The sequence below is a fragment of the Dermabacter sp. HMSC06F07 genome (assembly GCF_001807345.1).
In the GTDB taxonomy this organism is placed as follows: domain Bacteria; phylum Actinomycetota; class Actinomycetes; order Actinomycetales; family Dermabacteraceae; genus Dermabacter; species Dermabacter hominis.
On record NZ_KV788570.1, the window covers coordinates 134,983 to 152,215 of the forward strand.

Sequence of the window (17,233 nt, forward strand, 5' to 3'; positions counted from 1 at the left end):
ACCTCACGCGAGTGTGCTCGTTCACGGCGCGTCAACAGAGCGATTCCGTCGGGCGTGGGAGGGGTGGAGCACAGCAGGAGTAGGCGCGGAGTTTTCTAGCGCGACCAGGCGCTCCAGAGCTCTGCGTAGCGCCCTCCGAGTGCGACGAGCTGGTCGTGGCTTCCCGATTCCACGACTGCGCCATCGTCCATGACGAGGATTCGATCTGCCTCCTTGGCCTGCGAGAGGCGGTGCGCAACGATCACGGTCGTCCGGCCGCGCGCAACCTCGAGCGCCGCGAGTTCGAGGACCCGCGCGCCCGAGCTTCCCTCATCCGCGGTCGCCTCGTCCATGATGAGGATCGCCGGATCCTGAAGCACGATGCGTGCAAGCGCGAGCTGCTGGCCCTGTTCAGCGGTGAGCTTTGCGCCTTTCTCGCCGACCTCGGTGTCGAGCCCTTTCGGGAGGAGCCTTGCCCATTCGTCAGCACCGACGCGCGCGAGGGCGCTCCACAGTTCAGCGTCGCTTGCTTTATCGATCGCGAGGCTCAGATCCTCACGCAGCGTCCCGTGGAACACGTGCACCTCTTGCGAGACGATCGAAGCGTGGGCGCGCACGGCCTCAAGATCGGCGTGAGTGAGATCGGCGCCTCCGTGGAGTACACGGCCCCATCGCGGTGTGAGCGTTCCTGCCATGATCGAGGCGAGTGTCGATTTGCCCGCGCCAGAAGCCCCCACGAGCGCGACCGTTTCACCTTCTTCGATCGTGAGGTCGATCGGGGCGAGCACGATGCGTCCCTTCTCGCTATAGGCGTGAGAGACACCTTCGAGGCGAATCGAACCATTTTGCGGAATCTCGGACCCGGGTGATTGAGCAGGATCGATCGAGGTGATCACGCCGACCATGCGCGTGAGGCTCGCCGCGGCCGATTGCACGTCATCGAGCGAGAAGATGAGGGATTGAAGGGGCCAAAATAGCGTCACGATGTAGATGCACGCCGAGGCCACGAGCCCCACGGGCATGAGTCCCGCCTGGACGGTCGCGTATCCGATGAGCAGCACGAGAACCAGCGCGAGTGTCTCGGGGATCATCATGAGCCACACGACCTGGACGACGAGGCGGAAGATTTTCAGCACAAGCGCGTAGGCGGCGGCGCTCAGCGAACCGACGTGCCGCGTCTCGCGTTCCTCGATGCCGTAGGCGTGCACGGTCGGAGCACCATTGATCGCGGCGAGAAGCCCCTGTGCGCGGGCACCCTTCGCGATGCGCTCAACTCGATAAATGCGGTTCGTGCGCGGAAGATAGAAGCGTAGCGCGAGCACGTAAAACGGCACGATCGCGACAACGAGAATGAGAAGCCACGGGCTGATCACGACGAGGGCGATGAGCGTCACCGTGATCTGGAAAATGACCGTGATAAGCCACGGCACGATGTTGTTGACGGCCTTCGCGGTCACGTCGACATCGTCGGCGACCCTCGAGAGCGCGTCACCGATGCCCGCACGCTCCATCGTTTGCGTCGGCAAGTCGAGTGCGCGGTCGATGACGTCCTCGCGCATCCCGGCGAGAATACGCTGGCCGAGACCAGAAATGAGGGCGCGCGAGAGAGCCGAGGCGATCGCCTGCACGGCGCCCGCTGCCACGAGCAGCCCAGCGATCGTCCAGAGCGCCCTAGTTGTTCCACCCGTCGTGACCACGTCTACCGCCCGGCCCATGAAGTAAGGGCCAAGCGCCCCCGCGAGCGCGGCAATGATCGTCGCGGCGAGCATGCCCAGAGCGAGGGGCGCGAACGCGCGAAGCCGGCCGAGCATGAATCGGCCCGTCTCACCGAAAGAAGCAATCGGGAGGAGTTCCGCATGCCGGGAAAGTTGGCGCGCGACTTCACCCTCGGCTTCCATCGAGGCGATCAGGTCGCGTTCTGCTTCGCTCGTGGTGTTCGCTGCACTCATGGTGTTTTCGCTCATCGCTGCACCACCTTCCGGTATTCCTCGGCGTGCAAGAGCTCGTGATGTGAGCCTTCGGCGCATACCTTGCCACCACGCACGAAGAGCACGCGATCGGCCTGATCGAGGAGCGCCGGAGCCTTTGCGATGAGCACCGTGATGCGATCCGCAACCTTGCGGGCCTCCCGCACGCCTTGAGCGATTTTGTGCTCCGTCACGGCATCGACCGCGGTCGTGGGGTCGTTGAGCACGAGCACGGGAACATCCGCCGCGAGAGCGCGCGCGAGGGCGAGGCGCTGGCGCTGGCCACCCGAGAGGTTCGCACCGCGATCGAGAATGCGCGTATCGAGACCGTCGGGGAGGATCCTCAAAAGATCATCGGCGCCGGCGGATTCGAGAGCCGTGTGTGCCCACGCATCGGGATCGCTCACCGTGCTGGGTGCAGTGTGGGGAGAGGGGCGCTTCGTGTCGAGCTGCTCTCGCAGCGTTCCATCGAAAAGGTCGACCGCGTGCGGCTCGATGAGGAGGCTTTCGCGAGGGACATCGAGAGCAGAAAGCTCGCTTAGGGCGAGGCGGGCGTCGGAAGCGGATTCTGGAACGAGTGCGACGATCTGAGAATCGCGCACGGTCCCGAGCAGGGGAGTGGAGATTTCCCCGAGGCCAGGAAGACGCGGGTGAGGGGTGCGTTCTGTGCTCGTGGAAAGCGCCTCGGGCGAGCCCGCCTCGACGAACGCATTGAGCGCAGGCTCGGTGATGCTGCGACCCATTTCGCTCAGAAGCTGGCGGATGCGGCGCGCGGAAGTTGAGAAACTCGCCCACCATACGGGGACGCCGGAGAGCCCCGACATCATGCCGGAGAGGTTGCGTACGAGGCCCACAATCGAAATAAACACACCCACCGACATCGCGCCGTCGAGCGTGAGCGTGCCCGAGGTGACGACGACCGCGGCGATCATGATGGAGGATGTGAAAAGCATGAGGCCATCGGAAAGGCCAGAGAAGCGCGCGTTCGTGAGGGCGGCGTCGAGAGCGATGCGCGAGCGCGCCCGGTAAGTCGAGCGGGCACGGGTTTGCACGCCGAGTCCCTGAAGGACGCGAAGGCCGTGCACGAGATCCGTGGCCGTTGCGGCGGCGTCGGCGGCTCGCGACTGTTGATTGTCGTATTTCTCCGAAAGGATCGGCGTGACGACCCTCAAGACGAGAACCTGCAGTGCGAGGCACGCGAAGACGATGAGGCCCACGAGTGGGTTCATGATCGCGAGCCACACACCCGCACCTACGACGGCGATTGAGGCGGGCACGGCCCACGTCATCATGTCGAAGATATCGGGGGCGCGATCGGCATCAGACGTCGCGATCGAGAGAATCTCGCCTGCCGGCCGATCGACCTGCCGGGACGCGGGATCGAGGGCGGCCGCGGTTACGGCAAGGCGAAGATTGTGTTGCTCGCGCGCGCGGATCTCCATGATCGGTTCGAAGAAACGCGCCCAGCACCAGTTGGCGACGAGCCGAAGCGTCGCGAGGCCCGCGGCTCCGCCCACCGTGAGCCACAGATTGGCTTTGAAGATGCCGTGGTCGATCACGAGGCCGATCCCGATCGGGATGAACATCTCGATCGCTTCGCTCGCCATCGCGAGAACCATGAACCACGTGAGGGGGCGGGAATTGCGGCGCAAAATCGCACGCATAACTGACCGCTCGCGCAGCTCGCTCTTACTGAGGTGCGCTTCCGAGGCATGGCGCTTGGCGCGCTTTTTCGCGCGGGTGTTTTCGGTGCTCACGGGTGCTTCGCTCATCCTCATTAGTTAACGAAGAAATGCGAGGTGCCGCAATCGCTTCTCGGAAAACACCCCGTGGCGTCTGCCACAATGGGGCGGTACGAAATTGCCACGAAAGGACAGCACCGTGAGCGCGAAGAACCGCGACGTTCTCCTCTACATTGACCCCACGTGCCCGTTCGCGTGGGTCACGAGCCGATGGCTCCTCCACGCCGTGAAGGAACGACCCGCGTACACGCCCCGCTTCTCGATCATGTCGCTTTACGTACTCAACGAAGGTCGCGATCTTGACCCTGACTACCGAGTCGTTATCGACCAGACCATGAGCCCCGCACACCTTTTCATGGCTGTTCAGCGTGAACTCGGCCAGGAGGCGTTCTCGAAGCTCTACACGGCGTGGGGCGAGCGCTTCCACGTGCAGGACCGCAAGGACGACTACCTCGAGGTCGCGCGCGAGTCCCTCGAAGAAGCGGGAATTGACGCCTCCTATCTCGAGCACTGGGAAGGCCGCACGTACGAGGCCGAACTGCGCGAGGAACAGGCGAAAGTCCAGAAAATGGTTGGCGACGACGTGGGTACGCCCGTGATTTCCTTCGGCTCGGGCACTGCGTACTTTGGCCCTGTGCTGACGCGTGCTCCGCGTGGGGAAGAAGCCGGTACCCTGCTCGATGGCCTCGCCGCGATGTCGACCGTGCGGGGCTTCGCCGAGCTCAAACGTGCCCGCACGGGCGGCCTCGATTTTTCCTGACGCGTCCTTTCACTTACATCTCGATCACCTTAGAAAGAGCACACCATGCGCCTTCACATCGCCACCGACCACGCCGGTTATGACCTCAAGAACCGGCTCATCGCCATCTTTGAGGAGAAGGGCCACGAGGTCATCGACCACGGTGCGTTCGAGGTTGACCCCCTCGATGACTACCCACCGTTCTGCTCGGACTGTGGGGAGGCCGTCGTAGCGGATCCGGGAAGCCTCGGAATCGTGATCGGCGGTTCAGGTAATGGCGAGCAGATCGCCGCAAACAAAGTCAAGGGTGTGCGCGCGGCCCTCGTGTGGAACGAAGCCACCGCAAAGCTCGCGCGAGAGCATAACGACGCGAACGTGATCGCCGTGGGGGCGCGCCAGCATAGCGAGGAAGAGCTCATCGGACTCATCGAGACGTTCGTGAATGAGCCTTTCTCGGGCGACGAGCGCCACGTGCGCCGCATCGGGAAGATTGCCGAATACGAGAAGACGGGCACGTACTCCACGCGCTAGAGAAAGGGTGGTGAGTGATGCCCGAGGGGCACACGATTCACCGGCTCGCACGCGCGATGAATGCCGCATTCGGAAACACCCGGGTGCGGCTTTCGTCGCCGCAGGGCCGGTTTGAGGCGGGAGCCACGGAACTCGACGGCTGGGTCATGGCGCGAGCCGAGGCGGCGGGCAAGCACCTCTTCATGGGCTTCGCTCCGCACGAGGACACCGAACCGCTTCGGTTCATCCATATTCACTTGGGGTTGTACGGCTCGTGGACATTCGCGGGCAGTGAGCGCTTCCATCAAGTGCGCGCGATTGGTGCGCCCCGCAAGGGACTTGAGGTGACATCCGACGGCTCCTGGGCTTCGATTGTGCCCGGGGTCAACGTCAGGCTCCGCATTCGCGGAGCAGAGGGGCTTGCTGACCTGACCGGTCCCAACCAGTGCCGCGTGATCGACGAGGCCGAGCGGGAAGCGGTGCTCGAACGTCTCGGGCCTGACCCGCTGCGCTCGGACGCCGATCCGCGTGAGTTCGTGCGGCGCATCAAGAAATCACGCCAGAGCATCGGTCAGCTCCTCATGGACCAGCGCGTATGCGCGGGCATCGGCAACATCTACCGCGCCGAACTGCTGTTTCGCGCGCGGCTCGACCCTTACGTGCCCGGCAACGAACTTACGACACCGCTGATCGAGGCGCTGTGGGAGGATCTCGTGCCTCTCATGGCGTACGGCGAGCGGACGGGCCGCATCGTCACGACGCAGCCCGAGCATCGAAAGATTCACCGCGAGCTCAACGAACGCACGGTTCCCGTGTACCAAAACGGGGATGATGACCCCGCGAGTGTTCCTCGCGAGGAGTCGTTTTACGTGTATCACCGTCAGGGGTTCCCGTGCCGCCTGTGCGAGGCGAGCATTCGCGATGCCGACCTTGCCGGGCGCGCCCTGTACTGGTGTCCCCGCTGCCAAAGGCGCCGCGTTCGCAAGGCCGGGTGGACGGACCTGAACAGTGCAGCCGGCTGGGCGTACACTCCGGAGGGTGAATGAGATGACCCCACACCCCAAGTTTGATCTGCGCGTGCTCGCCGAAAGGCCCGACGGTTCCACCCTCAAGGCGTCGCACCTCAGCTTTATGGATCCCGAGATCGTGTACTCGATGTGCATACTCCGCCAGGACGTGTTCATCATCGAGCAGGGCGTCTCGAGCGAGCAAGAGCTCGACGGGCTCGACCGCGAGGATTCCACCATCACCGTGTGGTGGGAAAAAGACGGCGATGTGATCGGCACGATCCGCGTGTTCCCCGGTGAAGGATGCATGAGGATCGGTCGCCTCGCGTGCGCAAAGAGTGCCCGCCGTGGCGGCTATGGCGGCGCCCTCATGGCCGCGGCGATCAATCTGTGCAAGGAGCGCGAGAGCACCCAGAAGATCGTGATCCACGGACAGTCCTACCTCAAAGACTGGTACGAATCGCTCGGATACGTGACCGTGAGCGACGAGTTCTACGAAGCTGGGATCGCGCATTACACGATGGAGTACCACCACCCGTAAGTGTTTCGAGGAGGAGCGACGATGAACACGAGTGTGTCTGCCGCGCGCGCAGCCGGCGAGGAGAACGTCCAGCCACCAGCCACCCTTACGCTTCACCGGGCGAGCGCCGAGCCGTGGGCACTTGCGATCCACGGTGGTGCCGGCGGTCGCATTCTCGAGCTCGGTGAACAGGCCGATTACGAGAGCGGTTTGCGCGAGGCACACGCGGCCGGTGAAGCGGTACTGTCGGGCGGCGGAAGCGCCCTCGAGGCGTGCTGCGCTGCTGTGCAATCGCTCGAGGAGAACCCGCTGTTCAACGCGGGTCGTGGCGCGGCGCTCGCGAAAGATGGCCGTGCCGAACTCGACGCGTCGGTCATGGACGGGGCAAGCGGTCTCGCGGGGGCCGTTCTCGCGAGTCGGCATGCCAAGAGCCCGGTGCGTGCGGCGCGCGCCGTCATGGAACACACCGATCACGTCATGATCGTCGATCCGCCAGCGCAGCTCGTGGGTGAGTGGAGCCTCGAGGTCGCAAACCCCGAGTGGTTTGTGACCGAGCGGCGCCTCGCACAGCTGCGACGGCTGCTCGACAAGAGTGAGAGCGGCCCGAGGCACGGCACCGTCGGAGCCGTGGCCCTTGATGCGAACGGCCACCTCGCCGCCGCAACCTCGACCGGAGGAATCAGCGCGCAGGATGTCGGTCGGATCGGGGACACCCCCGTGATCGGGGCGGGCACGTACGCGCGCGATGGACTCGCGGCGCTGTCATGCACGGGGGAGGGCGAGGCCTTCCTCCGCGGAGTTGTGGCCTACGACGTTGCTGCACGCATGAGGTATGCGGGCTGCGACCTTCCCTCCGCCGTTGCGGCCACCATCGAGGAGACCCTCACCGAGAAAGGCTCGAGCGGAGGCCTCATCGCAGTGCTGCCCACCGGGGAAATGGTCATCGCTCATAACTCGCCGATGATGTTTTCGGCGTACCGCGACGGGGCCGAGGTGCGCGTCCACCTCTAGTCAAAAGTCGCGCCCGTCGTCGCACACCTTAAACGGTGAGGGTACAGAAAACGACGCGATGAGACCGTTTTCTGCACCCTCACCCCAGTTGCATAGATGCCCCGGTCAGCGTGCGCGAGTTGGCTTCGAGGGATCAGACTCGTTCCACAGACGATCGAGCGCCGTCACGACGATCCAGTCACCGCCCGCGACCCCCTCAACGTGAACGCTCTGGCGCACGACCTGCTCATCGGCGCGCACACACGCGAGAAGGTTGCGGCCATCTGCGAGTTCGGCGGGATTGAATCGCGCACCCGAGACCCGGTAGATCGCGAAACTCGTCGCCTCAGAATGAGGGTGGCGATTGAACTCGACCACGGCGTTGCCGCGCGAGCAGCGCACCTTGAGGCCGTTCGGCGTGCGCGGCGCGGCACCTCCCATGTGAGCGATGACAGGCACGATCGCGGGATGTGCGTAGTGGCGGCGAACAACCTCGCCCATCGCACCGTCTCGCTCATCACGCACTGACTTCGCCGAGAAGTACACATCGCCCTCGACACGTGGGTAGTCGCGATTGAAGTCGAGGTGGCGTGCCATCTCTTCCGGATCCTCGATTGCGCCCGAGGCCTGCTTGTACATCGCTTGGCCAATGTAGAGTGCGACATCGGTGCCCTCGACGACATCGTTCCACCAGGGAACGAGTGCCGCGTAGTCGGCGACCTCGAGCCCGATCGGCCAGTAGATCTGCGGATTGATGTAGTCGACGAGGCCATCCTTGACCCATGCGCGCGAATCCGCGCAAATGATCTCGTAGCTCTCCGACCCGCTCGTAGCAGAACCGGCGGGATCGCTCGTGTTGTTGCGCCAAATACCGAACGGACTGATCCCGAACTTCACCCACGGCTTGCACGACCGGATCCTCTCCCGCATCTCGCGGATAAAGATCGTGATGTTCTCGCGACGCCAGTCATCACGCGAGGACGTGCCATCCGAGTAGCGCTCATAGGTCGCCTGGTCCGGGTAGTCCTTGCCTTCAACCTTGTACGGATAGAAGTAGTCGTCGAAGTGGACCGCATCGATGTCGTAATGCTCGACCGAATGCATGATCGCGCGCAGCGAGTGCTCTCGAACCTCAGGGATACCCGGATCGAAATAGGTCTTCGTACCGTACGCCCATGCCCACCCCTCGTTGACGAGCGCGGGATGGTCAGGGACGAGGTGATCGACAGATTCGGTCATCGACACCCGGAACGGGTTGTACCACGCGTGGAATTCGAGGTTGCGCTTGTGCGCCTCCTCGATCTGGAATGCGAGGGGGTCAAACCCCGGGTCCTTGCCCTGTTCGCCCGTGAGGAACTGCGACCACGGTTCATACGGCGAGGGCCAGAAGGCATCGGCAGCAGGGCGGATCTGAGAAATCACCGCGTTGAGGTTGAGCTCCTTCGCCAGATCAAGCCACGCGATAAATTCCGCTTTGGATTCCTCGACACTGAGGCCGGTGCGGCTCGGGTAGTCAATATTGTCGGTGGAGGCGATCCACATCGCGCGAAACTCGCGTGCGCGTGGGGCCACTGCTGCGTCGGAGGCGCTCGACCCCTGCGGTGAAGGCGACGCGACGGCCGGGACCGCACCGATCGCGGCGACGAAGGCGCCCGCGCTGGCGGCGCCGGAAAGCGCGACGAATGAACGACGTGAAAGGTTAGTCATAGGGTCTCCTCGTTGAGAATCTCGTGTGCATGACGAAAAACGACTTAGTGTCCCCGTCAAGGGCCCCGTCCCTGACGATGCAGAGGTTTTGCACCCTGGACGGAGGGCCTGGAACGTCGGTGGAGTAGGTTATCGCCTCCTTGCCGAGACCGCGGAATACGTGCGTGCGAGCGCCTCGTGAGCCTCGTCCATGCGCATTTGCGCAATGGCGACAAAGAGAAAATCTACGACGGTAAGCTGCGCAATCCTTGAAGCCGTCGCACCCGAGCGCAGCTCCGACTCGTGGGCGTGAGTCAGCAGCGTGATATCGGCAAGGCGGGCGATCTCACTCGACGGTGCATTCGTAATCGCGATCGTGGCTGCGCCCGCATCCTGCGCAATCGCGAGCGAATCAAGAATGTCGAGCGTTTCGCCGGAGTGCGAAATACCGACCGCGACATCACCGTCGCCCATGAGCGACGCCGCAGGCAAGGCCTGGTGTGCATCCACGTAGCTCGTGGCGCGCATCCCAATCCGCGCGAGTTTTTGTTCGAGGTCCATCGCCGCAAACGCGGAGGCTCCCACACCGAACGTCACCACCTGGCGGGCTCTCGTGCACAACGTGCGCGCACGCTCGAGTTCGCTGATGCTCACGGCATCGGCGGTATCGGCAACCGCGCGCGAATCGGCAAACGCCACCTTCTTGACGACCGCTTCGAGGGAGTCCTGCGGGTCGATGTCGGCGGCAAGCGCGCTCGCGGCACGCTCATCGCCTCCCGCGATGGTTGTCGCGCGCCCGCGCGAAAACGCCAGGTCTTCACGGAACGCGGCCCTCAACTCCCTAAAGCCGCTGAAGCCGAGGCTCGTGGCGAGCCGCACGATGCTCGCGGGCGACGTGCGAGAGGCCGCGGCGATCTCGGCAATGGGCCGAGCGAGGGCCTCGTCGGGGTGATCCAAGAGGTAGCGGCTCGCGCGCGCGAGGGTGCGCGACTCGCTCTTGGCGGCATCCTCGAGAGCATCGAGGACACGTGCCGGTGGGCGCTGGAAGTCTTCGGCGGTCATGGTGGGGTGCCTATCGTTCCTCGGCGACCGTCGGAGAGCCCACGCGGGCGCGCAAGGCTTCGCTTGCCGAACGAATCCCCGAGGCATCCCCCGGGCGTGTGGCAGAAGGCGGGAACTGCGCGAGCACCTCGAGGGCCTCCGGAGCGTGCTCAAGCGGAGCTCCAGCGAGGAGGAGCACGAGGGCAGCGCGCAGGTTGTTCCCGGTCGCGCCAAGTGCCGCGCGCGCGTCGTCTTCACTCGCACCCGTTGCTTCGCGCACGATGCGCACCGTGCGCGCCACGAGCTTCTCATTCGTCGCGCGAACATCGATCATGAGGTTCTCGAAGGTCTTGCCGAGACGCACCATCACCGACGTCGACAGGGCGTTGAGGAGCACCTTTTGCGCGGTCGCAGCCTTCATGCGGGTCGACCCCGTGACAACCTCGGGGCCAGTGTTCACGAGAAGCGGCACATCGGCAAGCGCCGCGAGCGGCGCATTCGGGTTCGCGCTCACGAGCGCTGTCGCGAGCCCGCGCTCGCGGGCCGCCGCAAGGGCGCCTTTCACGTACGGAGTGCGGCCGCTCGCGGCAAGGCCCACGATAACGTCGTGCTCACCCGCGTGGTCCGCAATGACACTCGCGCCGAGCTCTTCGCTGTCTTCGGCGCCCTCGACAGCTTTCATCATCGCGCCATCTCCGCCCGCGAGATGCGCGACGAACATGTCGGAGTCAGCGTTATAGGTGGGCAGAAGTTCGACTGCGTCGAGAACCCCGAGCCTGCCCGAGGTGCCCGCGCCAACGTAGTGCACGCGGCCCCCGTTCGTGAGAGCGTCCACGCACAGGTCGGTCAAGCGCGCGATCTCGTGGGTCAGTGCTTGCACGGCCGCGACGACCGTGGCATCTTCCGCGAGGATGCGCGAGACAACCTGCTCGGATGCAAGCGTATCGATGTCGCGCGAGCGGGGATTGCGCTCTTCGGTAGGCGAGTGCACCTGGACGAGCGGAGTGAGCGGGTCTTGTGAATCAGTCACGGGAATCCTCCACGAGAAGTTGGCGGGGTGCGGTTGTCGAAAGCGGGACGGTGCGCAGGGCGTGCGGCGGGGTAAGCTGACCGAGGACAGCGGGCTCTGTCGCGCCGGTGGCATCGATCAGAGCACCGGGCAGGCCGTGCGCAGAGTAGTAGCCGATGAGGGCCATGAGGAACGCCTCTTTGATGTCGGGGTCGAGGTCGCCAAGCGGCCCCGTAGTCACCGTACATGCAGGTAGAAGGGCTTCGATGCGGGCCATGAGGGTCGGGTTATGGGCGCCGCCGCCGGTCACGTGAAGACGCGTGCGAGGCTCGTGCCCCACTTCGGCCTTGAGCGCATCGGCGAGAGCGCGGGCAGTGAGTTCCGTGAGCGTCGCGAGCAGGTTCTCAGTGCTAAGCACGTCCAGGTCGATGCCCGCTTCGCGTGCGCGAGCATCGAGCCACGCCGGCGAAAAATACTCCCTGCCCGTGGACTTCGGAAAGGGAAGTGCGAAGTAAGGGTCGGCGAGCAGCGCTGAAAGAAGAGTGTCGTGCACGCGTCCGGCGGCGGCTCGGGCGCCATCCGTATCGCACGCCGTTCCCGTGCGAAGGGCGGCGGCCGCGTCAATGAGCCCGTTACCGGGGCCCGTGTCGCCCGCGCGCACGAGCGGGGGAGCGGTTGGTCCGACGGCTGCCGGGGTGCACAGCGTCGCATTGGCTATCCCACCGATGTTCACCGCGCATCCGCCATCGGGGCCGAGCAGGAGTTGGTCGAGGAGAGGGGCGAGTGGCGCGCCGGTCCCGCCACGGGCGATGTCGGCGCTGCGCACGGTGCTCAGCGCCGCAATCCCGGTTGCGGCGTGGATACGGGAGGCGTCCCCAATGGCGAGGGTCGCGAGGGTGCGCCCGCCCTCGACGTTGTGAAAGAGCGTTTGCCCGGGCGAGACGACAAGATCGAGTGGTGTGTCGGATCCGAGTTCGCGGGCATCGTCGCGCACGCTTGTGACGACGCCAGCGAGGAACTCGCCAACGTGCGCATCGAGCAGTGTGAGCTCTGCGAGCGAGGGAACACTCGCGCTGGTCACAGCCTCGAGGACGCGGCCGCGAAGCGCTTCGGGCCACGGGTGCTCACCCGAGCTCTTCACGCGTGCGTGAAGCACGTCGCCGTCGCGGGAGAAATCGACGAGGGCGAAATCCGCCGAATCAACCGACGTGCCCGTCATGAGACCGAGGATCCTCATCGCGCGACCTCTCCCAGAGCGAGATCGGCTGCGGCGTTCATGACGCCCCGACTCGCACCATAGGTGAAAAGAACGGCTGCGGGCGATGAGAGCGTGTGGGGGAGCGGTGCCGTTTCCGGAACACCCGTGTGAAGGACGATCAGGCGCGAGCCCAACTCGTGTGCATTCGCGGCGGCCTGATCGAGACGAGCCGTTTCCGCGTCACTTGCCGAGCCAAGCCGCGTGAGCACGAACGTCACCTGCGGGCTTTCGTAGCCCGGCGGCGGGTCTGCGGGCAGAAGACGAATGCCTCGATGCTCGAGTACCGGCGCGAGGAAGGTGTGCCCTTTACCCGCCGCATAATCGTGCGCGAAACGCGCATCGACGATGGCCGCGGTCGAAACGTGGTCCGCGACAGGCGACGACTCGAGTGCCCACCGCACCGCACGTCGAGAGGCACGCTCGCCAACTGCCTCGAGATGAGCCTCCGCACTCTCGAGCGCCTCTACGGTGCATGCAGACGCGCTCGCGCGGCCCGCGAGTGTCGTGCGCACGCGCTCGGCGCGCGAGCGCAGCTCATCACGATCAAGCCGCCCCGAACGAAGAGCCTCAGCTATCGCGTCGTGGGCCTCGACAAGCATGTTCTCGCCATCGCAACGGATCGACGTCCCAAGACACAGCAGGTGCGCACCTGCCTCAAGCGCCCGCACGGTTGCCTCCGCGTAGCCCACCGATTCGGTAATCGCCCCCATGTCGAGAGCATCGGTCACGAGGAGTGCATCGGGATTGATCTGCGCAGCAAGAGCATACGACCACGGGGCAATCGTCGCGGGCCCTTCACCGAGCGACGGCACACACACGTGGCCCGTCATGAGGGCATCGGGCGCGCTGCCGAGCTCGCGGAAGGCCGTGACATGCTGGGCGAGGGCGTCCTCGCGCGACAGGGCGACCGTCGGAACCCCCAGGTGCGAATCAACCGCAGTGTCTCCGTGTCCGGGAAAATGCTTCGCGCAGCTCAGCACCCCCGCGCGCGAAAGTCCCTCGCACACCGCCCGCGCATGCCGCGCGACCGGCCCCGGCGACGTGCCGAAACTGCGGGCACCGATCACGGGATTTGCAGGGTTTGTGTTGACGTCTGCGACGGGGGCGAAGTTCATGCGTACGCCAATCGCGGCGAGAACCCGCCCGATGGCCTCGCCGTATTCGCGTGAAAGCTCGGGATCATCGATGTCCCCGAAACCACGGGCTGCTGGAAACGCGCCGCCGCGCGCCGCATAGAGCCGAGTGACGTCGCCGCCCTCCTCGTCGATCGTGACGATCGGCTCTGTGCAACTCGCCTCACGCACCTGGGCGATAAGCCTTTGGGCCTCGCGCGTATTCGGCGTGTTGTACCCGAACAGGCACACACCGCCGAGTCCGGCCTCGAGCGCCTGCGCGAGCCATTCAGGGACGTCCGTGCCGGGAAAAGACGCGAGAAGCGGGGCGAGAGCATCGGCATCAAAACGAGACTGAGACATGGTCACCTTCTAACCTTTGACCGCGCCTGCCGTGAGCCCCGACGACAGCTGGCGCTGAACGAGGACGAAGAAGATCACAACGGGAAGCGCGATGATGGTCGAGGCGGCCATAATCGGCCCCCAGTCGGCCGTGTTCTGCGTGAAGAACGTCCGCAGACCAACGCCTACCGTGTACTTCGACGAGTCCGTCATAAACGTGAGGGCAAAAATGAACTCGTTCCACGCGGTGATGAACGCGAACACGCTCGTGGCGACGAGACCGGGGGCGACGAGCGGCAGGAGAATCGAGAAGAACATCCTGAACCATCCGGCGCCATCGATGTAGGCGGCTTCCTCAAGTTCCTTCGGGACCGCGGCGACGAAACCCTTGAGGTTCCAAATCGCGAACGGAAGCGAGAAGGCAAGATAGACGATCACGAGCCCGAGGAGCGAGTTGAGCATGTTGAGGGTGCGCGCCTGGAGGAACAGCGGTATCACGAGAGCCTCGAGCGGCACCATCTGCACCATGAGCACGAGAACGAGCACGACGGTGCGAAGGCGGAAGCGGTAGCGGGCGACGCCAATCGCGGCGAACAGCGCGATTGCGCCGGACAGGAGCACGGTGCCGGCCGCGACGATGAGCGAGACCTTGATGTACTCGAAGAAGTTCGCGTCGATCAGAACTGTTTTAAAGTGATCGAGGGTGAAGCCCGAAGGCAAAATGCCCGCGCCGCGAGAATTCGCGTGCGTATCCACGGCGGTCGTGAGCATCCAGTAAAACGGGAAGAGCGCGTAGAGGAGCAGAAGGGCGATGCCGAGAGCCTTCGCGATATTTGCGGGGCGAAGCGGGTTCTTCTTATTGGCGGGTGTGGCGCCGGTGGGAGCGGGGGTACTCACAGTTCATCCTCCTTCATGAGCGCGCGCATGTAGACCACCGAGATCGCGAGAAGGACGAGAGTGAGAAGCACCGCGATAGCCGAGCCCATGCCGTATTTGCCTTGCCCAAACGATTCGGTATAGGACCACACGCCGAGGTTCATCATGTGTCGGTTCGACCCATCGCCGCCGGGCATGAGATAAATCTGCGTGAAAACCTTGAAGTCCCAGATCGTCGACAAGATGATGCACACGGCGAGGATCGGGCGGATCATCGGGATGGTGACGTTCGTGAAGCGCTTGAACGCACTCGCGCCATCGACCTTCGCGGCCTCGTACAGGGACTCCGGGATCGTGAGGAGACCGGCGAGGGTCGTCACGGCGATAAAGGGAAAGCCGTGGTACACGACATTGAGCGCGGCAATTCCGTAAAACGCGAGGCGAGAATCCCACCAGTTGGCGCTGCCCGGAGTGAACAGCCCGAGTGATTCAAGGACGCTCGCCACGAACCCGCTCGTGGGGTCGAAAAGCCACACAAACACGTAGGTGCCGGTAAGCGCGGGAACGGCCCACGCGACCATGATTGCGCCGATGCAGATGTTGCGCCACGTGAGCGAGAGCGTATTGAGAAACAGCGCAACGGCAACGCCCACGAGCATCGTCAGCACCACGCACACGGCCGCAAATCCGACGGTGTTGGGAAGCACGGTTGTCCACAGATGCGGGTCGCTGAGAATCGCCGAATAGTTGGCGAAGCCCACGTAGTTGGTGGTGCCCTTCAGCAGGTTACGCAGGCCGTAGTCCTGAAGCGAGAGGTCGAATACGCGAAACAGGGGGAAGATCAACAGGACCGCGAGCGTGAGCAGCCCGGGTGCGAGGAGCAGCCATGGCGGCAGGTGTCGGCGCGCCCACATCGACAGTCGTGACGAGCGGCTCGAGTCAGCCGGGGGCAGCGCACTCTCGTGAGTGTCGTTCATGGTGGTCATCGAGGAAGCTTTCGAACGTGAGCTGGAGGCTCGGGACCCAGCCCTCAGCGAGTGGGTCCCGAGCGATGGTCGGTGAACGAAAACGTGGCTTAGGCGCCGAAGATTCCGTCCATTTCCTTAGCGGCAGCATCAGCGGCAGCCTGCGGAGCCTGGCCACCGGCGAGCACGTTGCTCAGGAGGTTCGGGAGGGTCTTCTTGCCCTCGATCTGGCCCCACATTGGAGTAACGGGTACGGACTTGCCGGCCTCGGTCATCTGCGAAGCAAAGACCTTTGTGAGGTCGGTGCCGTTCTTGATGGTCTCGTCGAGCGCTGACTTCGTGCCGGGGAAGAAGTTCGTCTCTTCGCTCCACCGGGTCGCGAATTCGCCGGTTGTCATGAGCTTGATGAGTTCGAAGGCGAGCTCCGGCTCCTCGGAGTCCAGGAACCGGCACAGGTGGGAACCGCCCACGAAGCTGGCGGCGATCGCCGAGTCCTTGGCGGGGATGGTGAAAGCCGTGAGCTTATTGAACAGTTCTTCGTCGCTTGCCTTCACGGTTGCGGGCACCCACGAACCGGTGATGAACATGGCAACCTTGCCCTCCTGGAACTGCTTGAGGGAGTCGGTCTCCTTCCAGGTCGAGGCGGCCTCGGTCGACGAGCCATGCTTGAGGGCGAGGTCGGTGTACCACGTGAGACCCTCGACTGCGGGCGCTTCGTTGATGGTGGCCTTCCAGTCTTTACCGGAGCCTTCAGCGATGTCGCCGCCTGCTCCCCAGATGAAGGGGAGGAGAGCGAAGGGGGATCCGCCGTTGACGGGGAACGGGATGACGTCGGGGTTCTTCGCCTTGAGGGTTTCGATCATGGCGAGGAGGTCATCCCACGACTGGGGCTGGGAGTTGACCCCCGCGGCTTCGAGGATTTCCTTGTTCGCGAGGATCGAGCGGATGCCCGCGTACCACGGCATGCCGTACAACTTGCCGTCAAGCGTGCCCGCTTCCTTGAGTGCATCGACGAGGTCGGAGTCAATTCCGGCCTTCTTGACGTCTTCCGTGAGGTCATCGAGGCCTCCTGCATCCGCGAACTCGGGAGTCCAGGTCGTGCCGATCTCGGCAACGTCGGGGCCGGTGCCGCCCGCCATGGCGGTCACGAACTTGTCGTGCGCGCCATCCCACGGCTGGACCTCGACCTTGAGAGTCGCGCCCGTGCGCTTGGTGAACTCTTCCTGGAGGGCTTTGGTGTATTCGTCAGTCTTGGCGTTTGTGCCCTCCATGATCCACAGGGTGATGGTCTTGCCGTCATTGGCGGCCTTATCAGTGGGGTTGGAGGAGGAACCGCCCGAATTACCGCACGCGGCAAGGCCCACGGTGGCCGCGCCGAGTGCTCCGGTGGCGATGAGGTTCCTGCGGGTGATCATAGTGTCTCCTTTGAGCTATGGGGGTCGGGCACCGTCGTGAAAAAATATTTCATCCGTATGCCTCAAGATGAAACT

General features: G+C 64.3%; 15 protein-coding genes. 5 read left to right on the forward strand and 10 right to left on the reverse strand.

Annotated elements, in window-relative coordinates:
* Positions 1-95: 95 nt before the first annotated feature.
* Together HMPREF3157_RS01260 and HMPREF3157_RS01265 are read right to left on the reverse strand one after the other, a co-directional pair.
* The gene (locus HMPREF3157_RS01260; protein WP_083288000.1) at positions 96-1,943 is read right to left on the reverse strand and encodes an ABC transporter ATP-binding protein; all 1,848 of its coding nucleotides are present in this window, start codon (positions 1,941-1,943) and stop codon (positions 96-98) included.
* Entirely contained in the window at positions 1,940-3,718 is a 1,779-nt protein-coding gene (locus HMPREF3157_RS01265; RefSeq protein ID WP_246816472.1) for an ABC transporter transmembrane domain-containing protein, read from the reverse strand. Before HMPREF3157_RS01265 ends, HMPREF3157_RS01260 begins: the two co-directional genes overlap by 4 nt.
* A gap of 109 nt (positions 3,719-3,827) precedes the next feature.
* Here HMPREF3157_RS01265 and HMPREF3157_RS01270 point away from each other — a divergent pair, with 109 nt between their 5' ends.
* The 5 genes from HMPREF3157_RS01270 to HMPREF3157_RS01290 are packed head-to-tail and all read left to right on the forward strand — an operon-like array spanning position 3,828 to position 7,475.
* Positions 3,828-4,448, forward strand: coding sequence for a mycothiol-dependent nitroreductase Rv2466c family protein (locus HMPREF3157_RS01270; RefSeq protein ID WP_070435289.1), 621 nt, complete (start codon positions 3,828-3,830; stop codon positions 4,446-4,448).
* Positions 4,449-4,493: 45 nt separating this feature from the next.
* Positions 4,494-4,958 carry a ribose-5-phosphate isomerase gene (locus HMPREF3157_RS01275; RefSeq protein WP_070435290.1) on the forward strand — a complete coding sequence of 155 codons (465 nt, stop codon included), beginning with the start codon at positions 4,494-4,496 and terminating at the stop codon, positions 4,956-4,958.
* Positions 4,959-4,975: 17 nt separating this feature from the next.
* Positions 4,976-5,983 carry an Fpg/Nei family DNA glycosylase gene (locus tag HMPREF3157_RS01280; protein WP_016664243.1) on the forward strand — a complete coding sequence of 336 codons (1,008 nt, stop codon included), beginning with the start codon at positions 4,976-4,978 and terminating at the stop codon, positions 5,981-5,983.
* A gap of 1 nt (position 5,984) precedes the next feature.
* A complete protein-coding gene (locus tag HMPREF3157_RS01285) occupies positions 5,985-6,485 on the forward strand; it encodes a GNAT family N-acetyltransferase (RefSeq protein ID WP_083286347.1) in 501 nt (166 codons plus the stop codon).
* Positions 6,486-6,506: 21 nt separating this feature from the next.
* On the forward strand, positions 6,507-7,475 hold the full coding sequence (locus HMPREF3157_RS01290; RefSeq protein ID WP_083288001.1) for an isoaspartyl peptidase/L-asparaginase family protein: 969 nt from the start codon (positions 6,507-6,509) through the stop codon (positions 7,473-7,475).
* A gap of 105 nt (positions 7,476-7,580) precedes the next feature.
* On the opposite strand, the gene HMPREF3157_RS01295 is transcribed toward HMPREF3157_RS01290, so the two are convergent.
* From HMPREF3157_RS01295 to HMPREF3157_RS01330, 8 genes are all read right to left on the reverse strand, one after another.
* A complete protein-coding gene (locus tag HMPREF3157_RS01295; RefSeq protein WP_070435291.1) occupies positions 7,581-9,161 on the reverse strand; it encodes a glycoside hydrolase family 10-like protein in 1,581 nt (526 codons plus the stop codon).
* 129 nt (positions 9,162-9,290) lie between these two features.
* Entirely contained in the window at positions 9,291-10,202 is a 912-nt protein-coding gene (locus tag HMPREF3157_RS01300) for a MurR/RpiR family transcriptional regulator (protein WP_016664247.1), read from the reverse strand.
* Between the two features lie 10 nt (positions 10,203-10,212).
* On the reverse strand, positions 10,213-11,211 hold the full coding sequence (gene murQ / locus HMPREF3157_RS01305) for an N-acetylmuramic acid 6-phosphate etherase (protein WP_070435292.1): 999 nt from the start codon (positions 11,209-11,211) through the stop codon (positions 10,213-10,215).
* Positions 11,204-12,427 (reverse strand): anhydro-N-acetylmuramic acid kinase, encoded by a 1,224-nt coding sequence (locus tag HMPREF3157_RS01310; RefSeq protein ID WP_070435293.1) that lies wholly within the window; start codon positions 12,425-12,427, stop codon positions 11,204-11,206. Before HMPREF3157_RS01310 ends, murQ begins: the two co-directional genes overlap by 8 nt.
* Entirely contained in the window at positions 12,424-13,923 is a 1,500-nt protein-coding gene (locus HMPREF3157_RS01315) for a glycoside hydrolase family 3 N-terminal domain-containing protein (protein WP_070435294.1), read from the reverse strand. The genes HMPREF3157_RS01310 and HMPREF3157_RS01315 overlap by 4 nt, the downstream gene beginning before the upstream one ends.
* Before the next feature lie 9 nt (positions 13,924-13,932).
* Positions 13,933-14,799, reverse strand: coding sequence for a carbohydrate ABC transporter permease (locus tag HMPREF3157_RS01320; protein WP_070435295.1), 867 nt, complete (start codon positions 14,797-14,799; stop codon positions 13,933-13,935).
* Positions 14,796-15,764, reverse strand: a complete 969-nt coding sequence (locus HMPREF3157_RS01325) for a carbohydrate ABC transporter permease (RefSeq protein WP_141740574.1) — start codon at positions 15,762-15,764, stop codon at positions 14,796-14,798. Before HMPREF3157_RS01325 ends, HMPREF3157_RS01320 begins: the two co-directional genes overlap by 4 nt.
* 89 nt (positions 15,765-15,853) lie before the next feature.
* Positions 15,854-17,158, reverse strand: a complete 1,305-nt coding sequence (locus tag HMPREF3157_RS01330) for a sugar ABC transporter substrate-binding protein (protein WP_070435296.1) — start codon at positions 17,156-17,158, stop codon at positions 15,854-15,856.
* Between the last annotated feature and the right edge of the window lie 75 nt (positions 17,159-17,233).

Coding starts and splice junctions, on each gene's coding strand:
- HMPREF3157_RS01260 (WP_083288000.1), bottom strand. CDS start 1,943: ATGAGCGAAAACACCATGAGTGCAGCGAACACCACGAGCGAAGCAGAA.
- HMPREF3157_RS01265 (WP_246816472.1), bottom strand. CDS start 3,718: ATGAGCGAAGCACCCGTGAGCACCGAAAACACCCGCGCGAAAAAGCGC.
- HMPREF3157_RS01275 (WP_070435290.1), top strand. CDS start 4,494: ATGCGCCTTCACATCGCCACCGACCACGCCGGTTATGACCTCAAGAAC.
- HMPREF3157_RS01280 (WP_016664243.1), top strand. CDS start 4,976: ATGCCCGAGGGGCACACGATTCACCGGCTCGCACGCGCGATGAATGCC.
- HMPREF3157_RS01285 (WP_083286347.1), top strand. CDS start 5,985: ATGACCCCACACCCCAAGTTTGATCTGCGCGTGCTCGCCGAAAGGCCC.
- HMPREF3157_RS01290 (WP_083288001.1), top strand. CDS start 6,507: ATGAACACGAGTGTGTCTGCCGCGCGCGCAGCCGGCGAGGAGAACGTC.
- HMPREF3157_RS01295 (WP_070435291.1), bottom strand. CDS start 9,161: ATGACTAACCTTTCACGTCGTTCATTCGTCGCGCTTTCCGGCGCCGCC.
- HMPREF3157_RS01300 (WP_016664247.1), bottom strand. CDS start 10,202: ATGACCGCCGAAGACTTCCAGCGCCCACCGGCACGTGTCCTCGATGCT.
- HMPREF3157_RS01310 (WP_070435293.1), bottom strand. CDS start 12,427: ATGAGGATCCTCGGTCTCATGACGGGCACGTCGGTTGATTCGGCGGAT.
- HMPREF3157_RS01315 (WP_070435294.1), bottom strand. CDS start 13,923: ATGTCTCAGTCTCGTTTTGATGCCGATGCTCTCGCCCCGCTTCTCGCG.
- HMPREF3157_RS01325 (WP_141740574.1), bottom strand. CDS start 15,764: ATGACCACCATGAACGACACTCACGAGAGTGCGCTGCCCCCGGCTGAC.
- HMPREF3157_RS01330 (WP_070435296.1), bottom strand. CDS start 17,158: ATGATCACCCGCAGGAACCTCATCGCCACCGGAGCACTCGGCGCGGCC.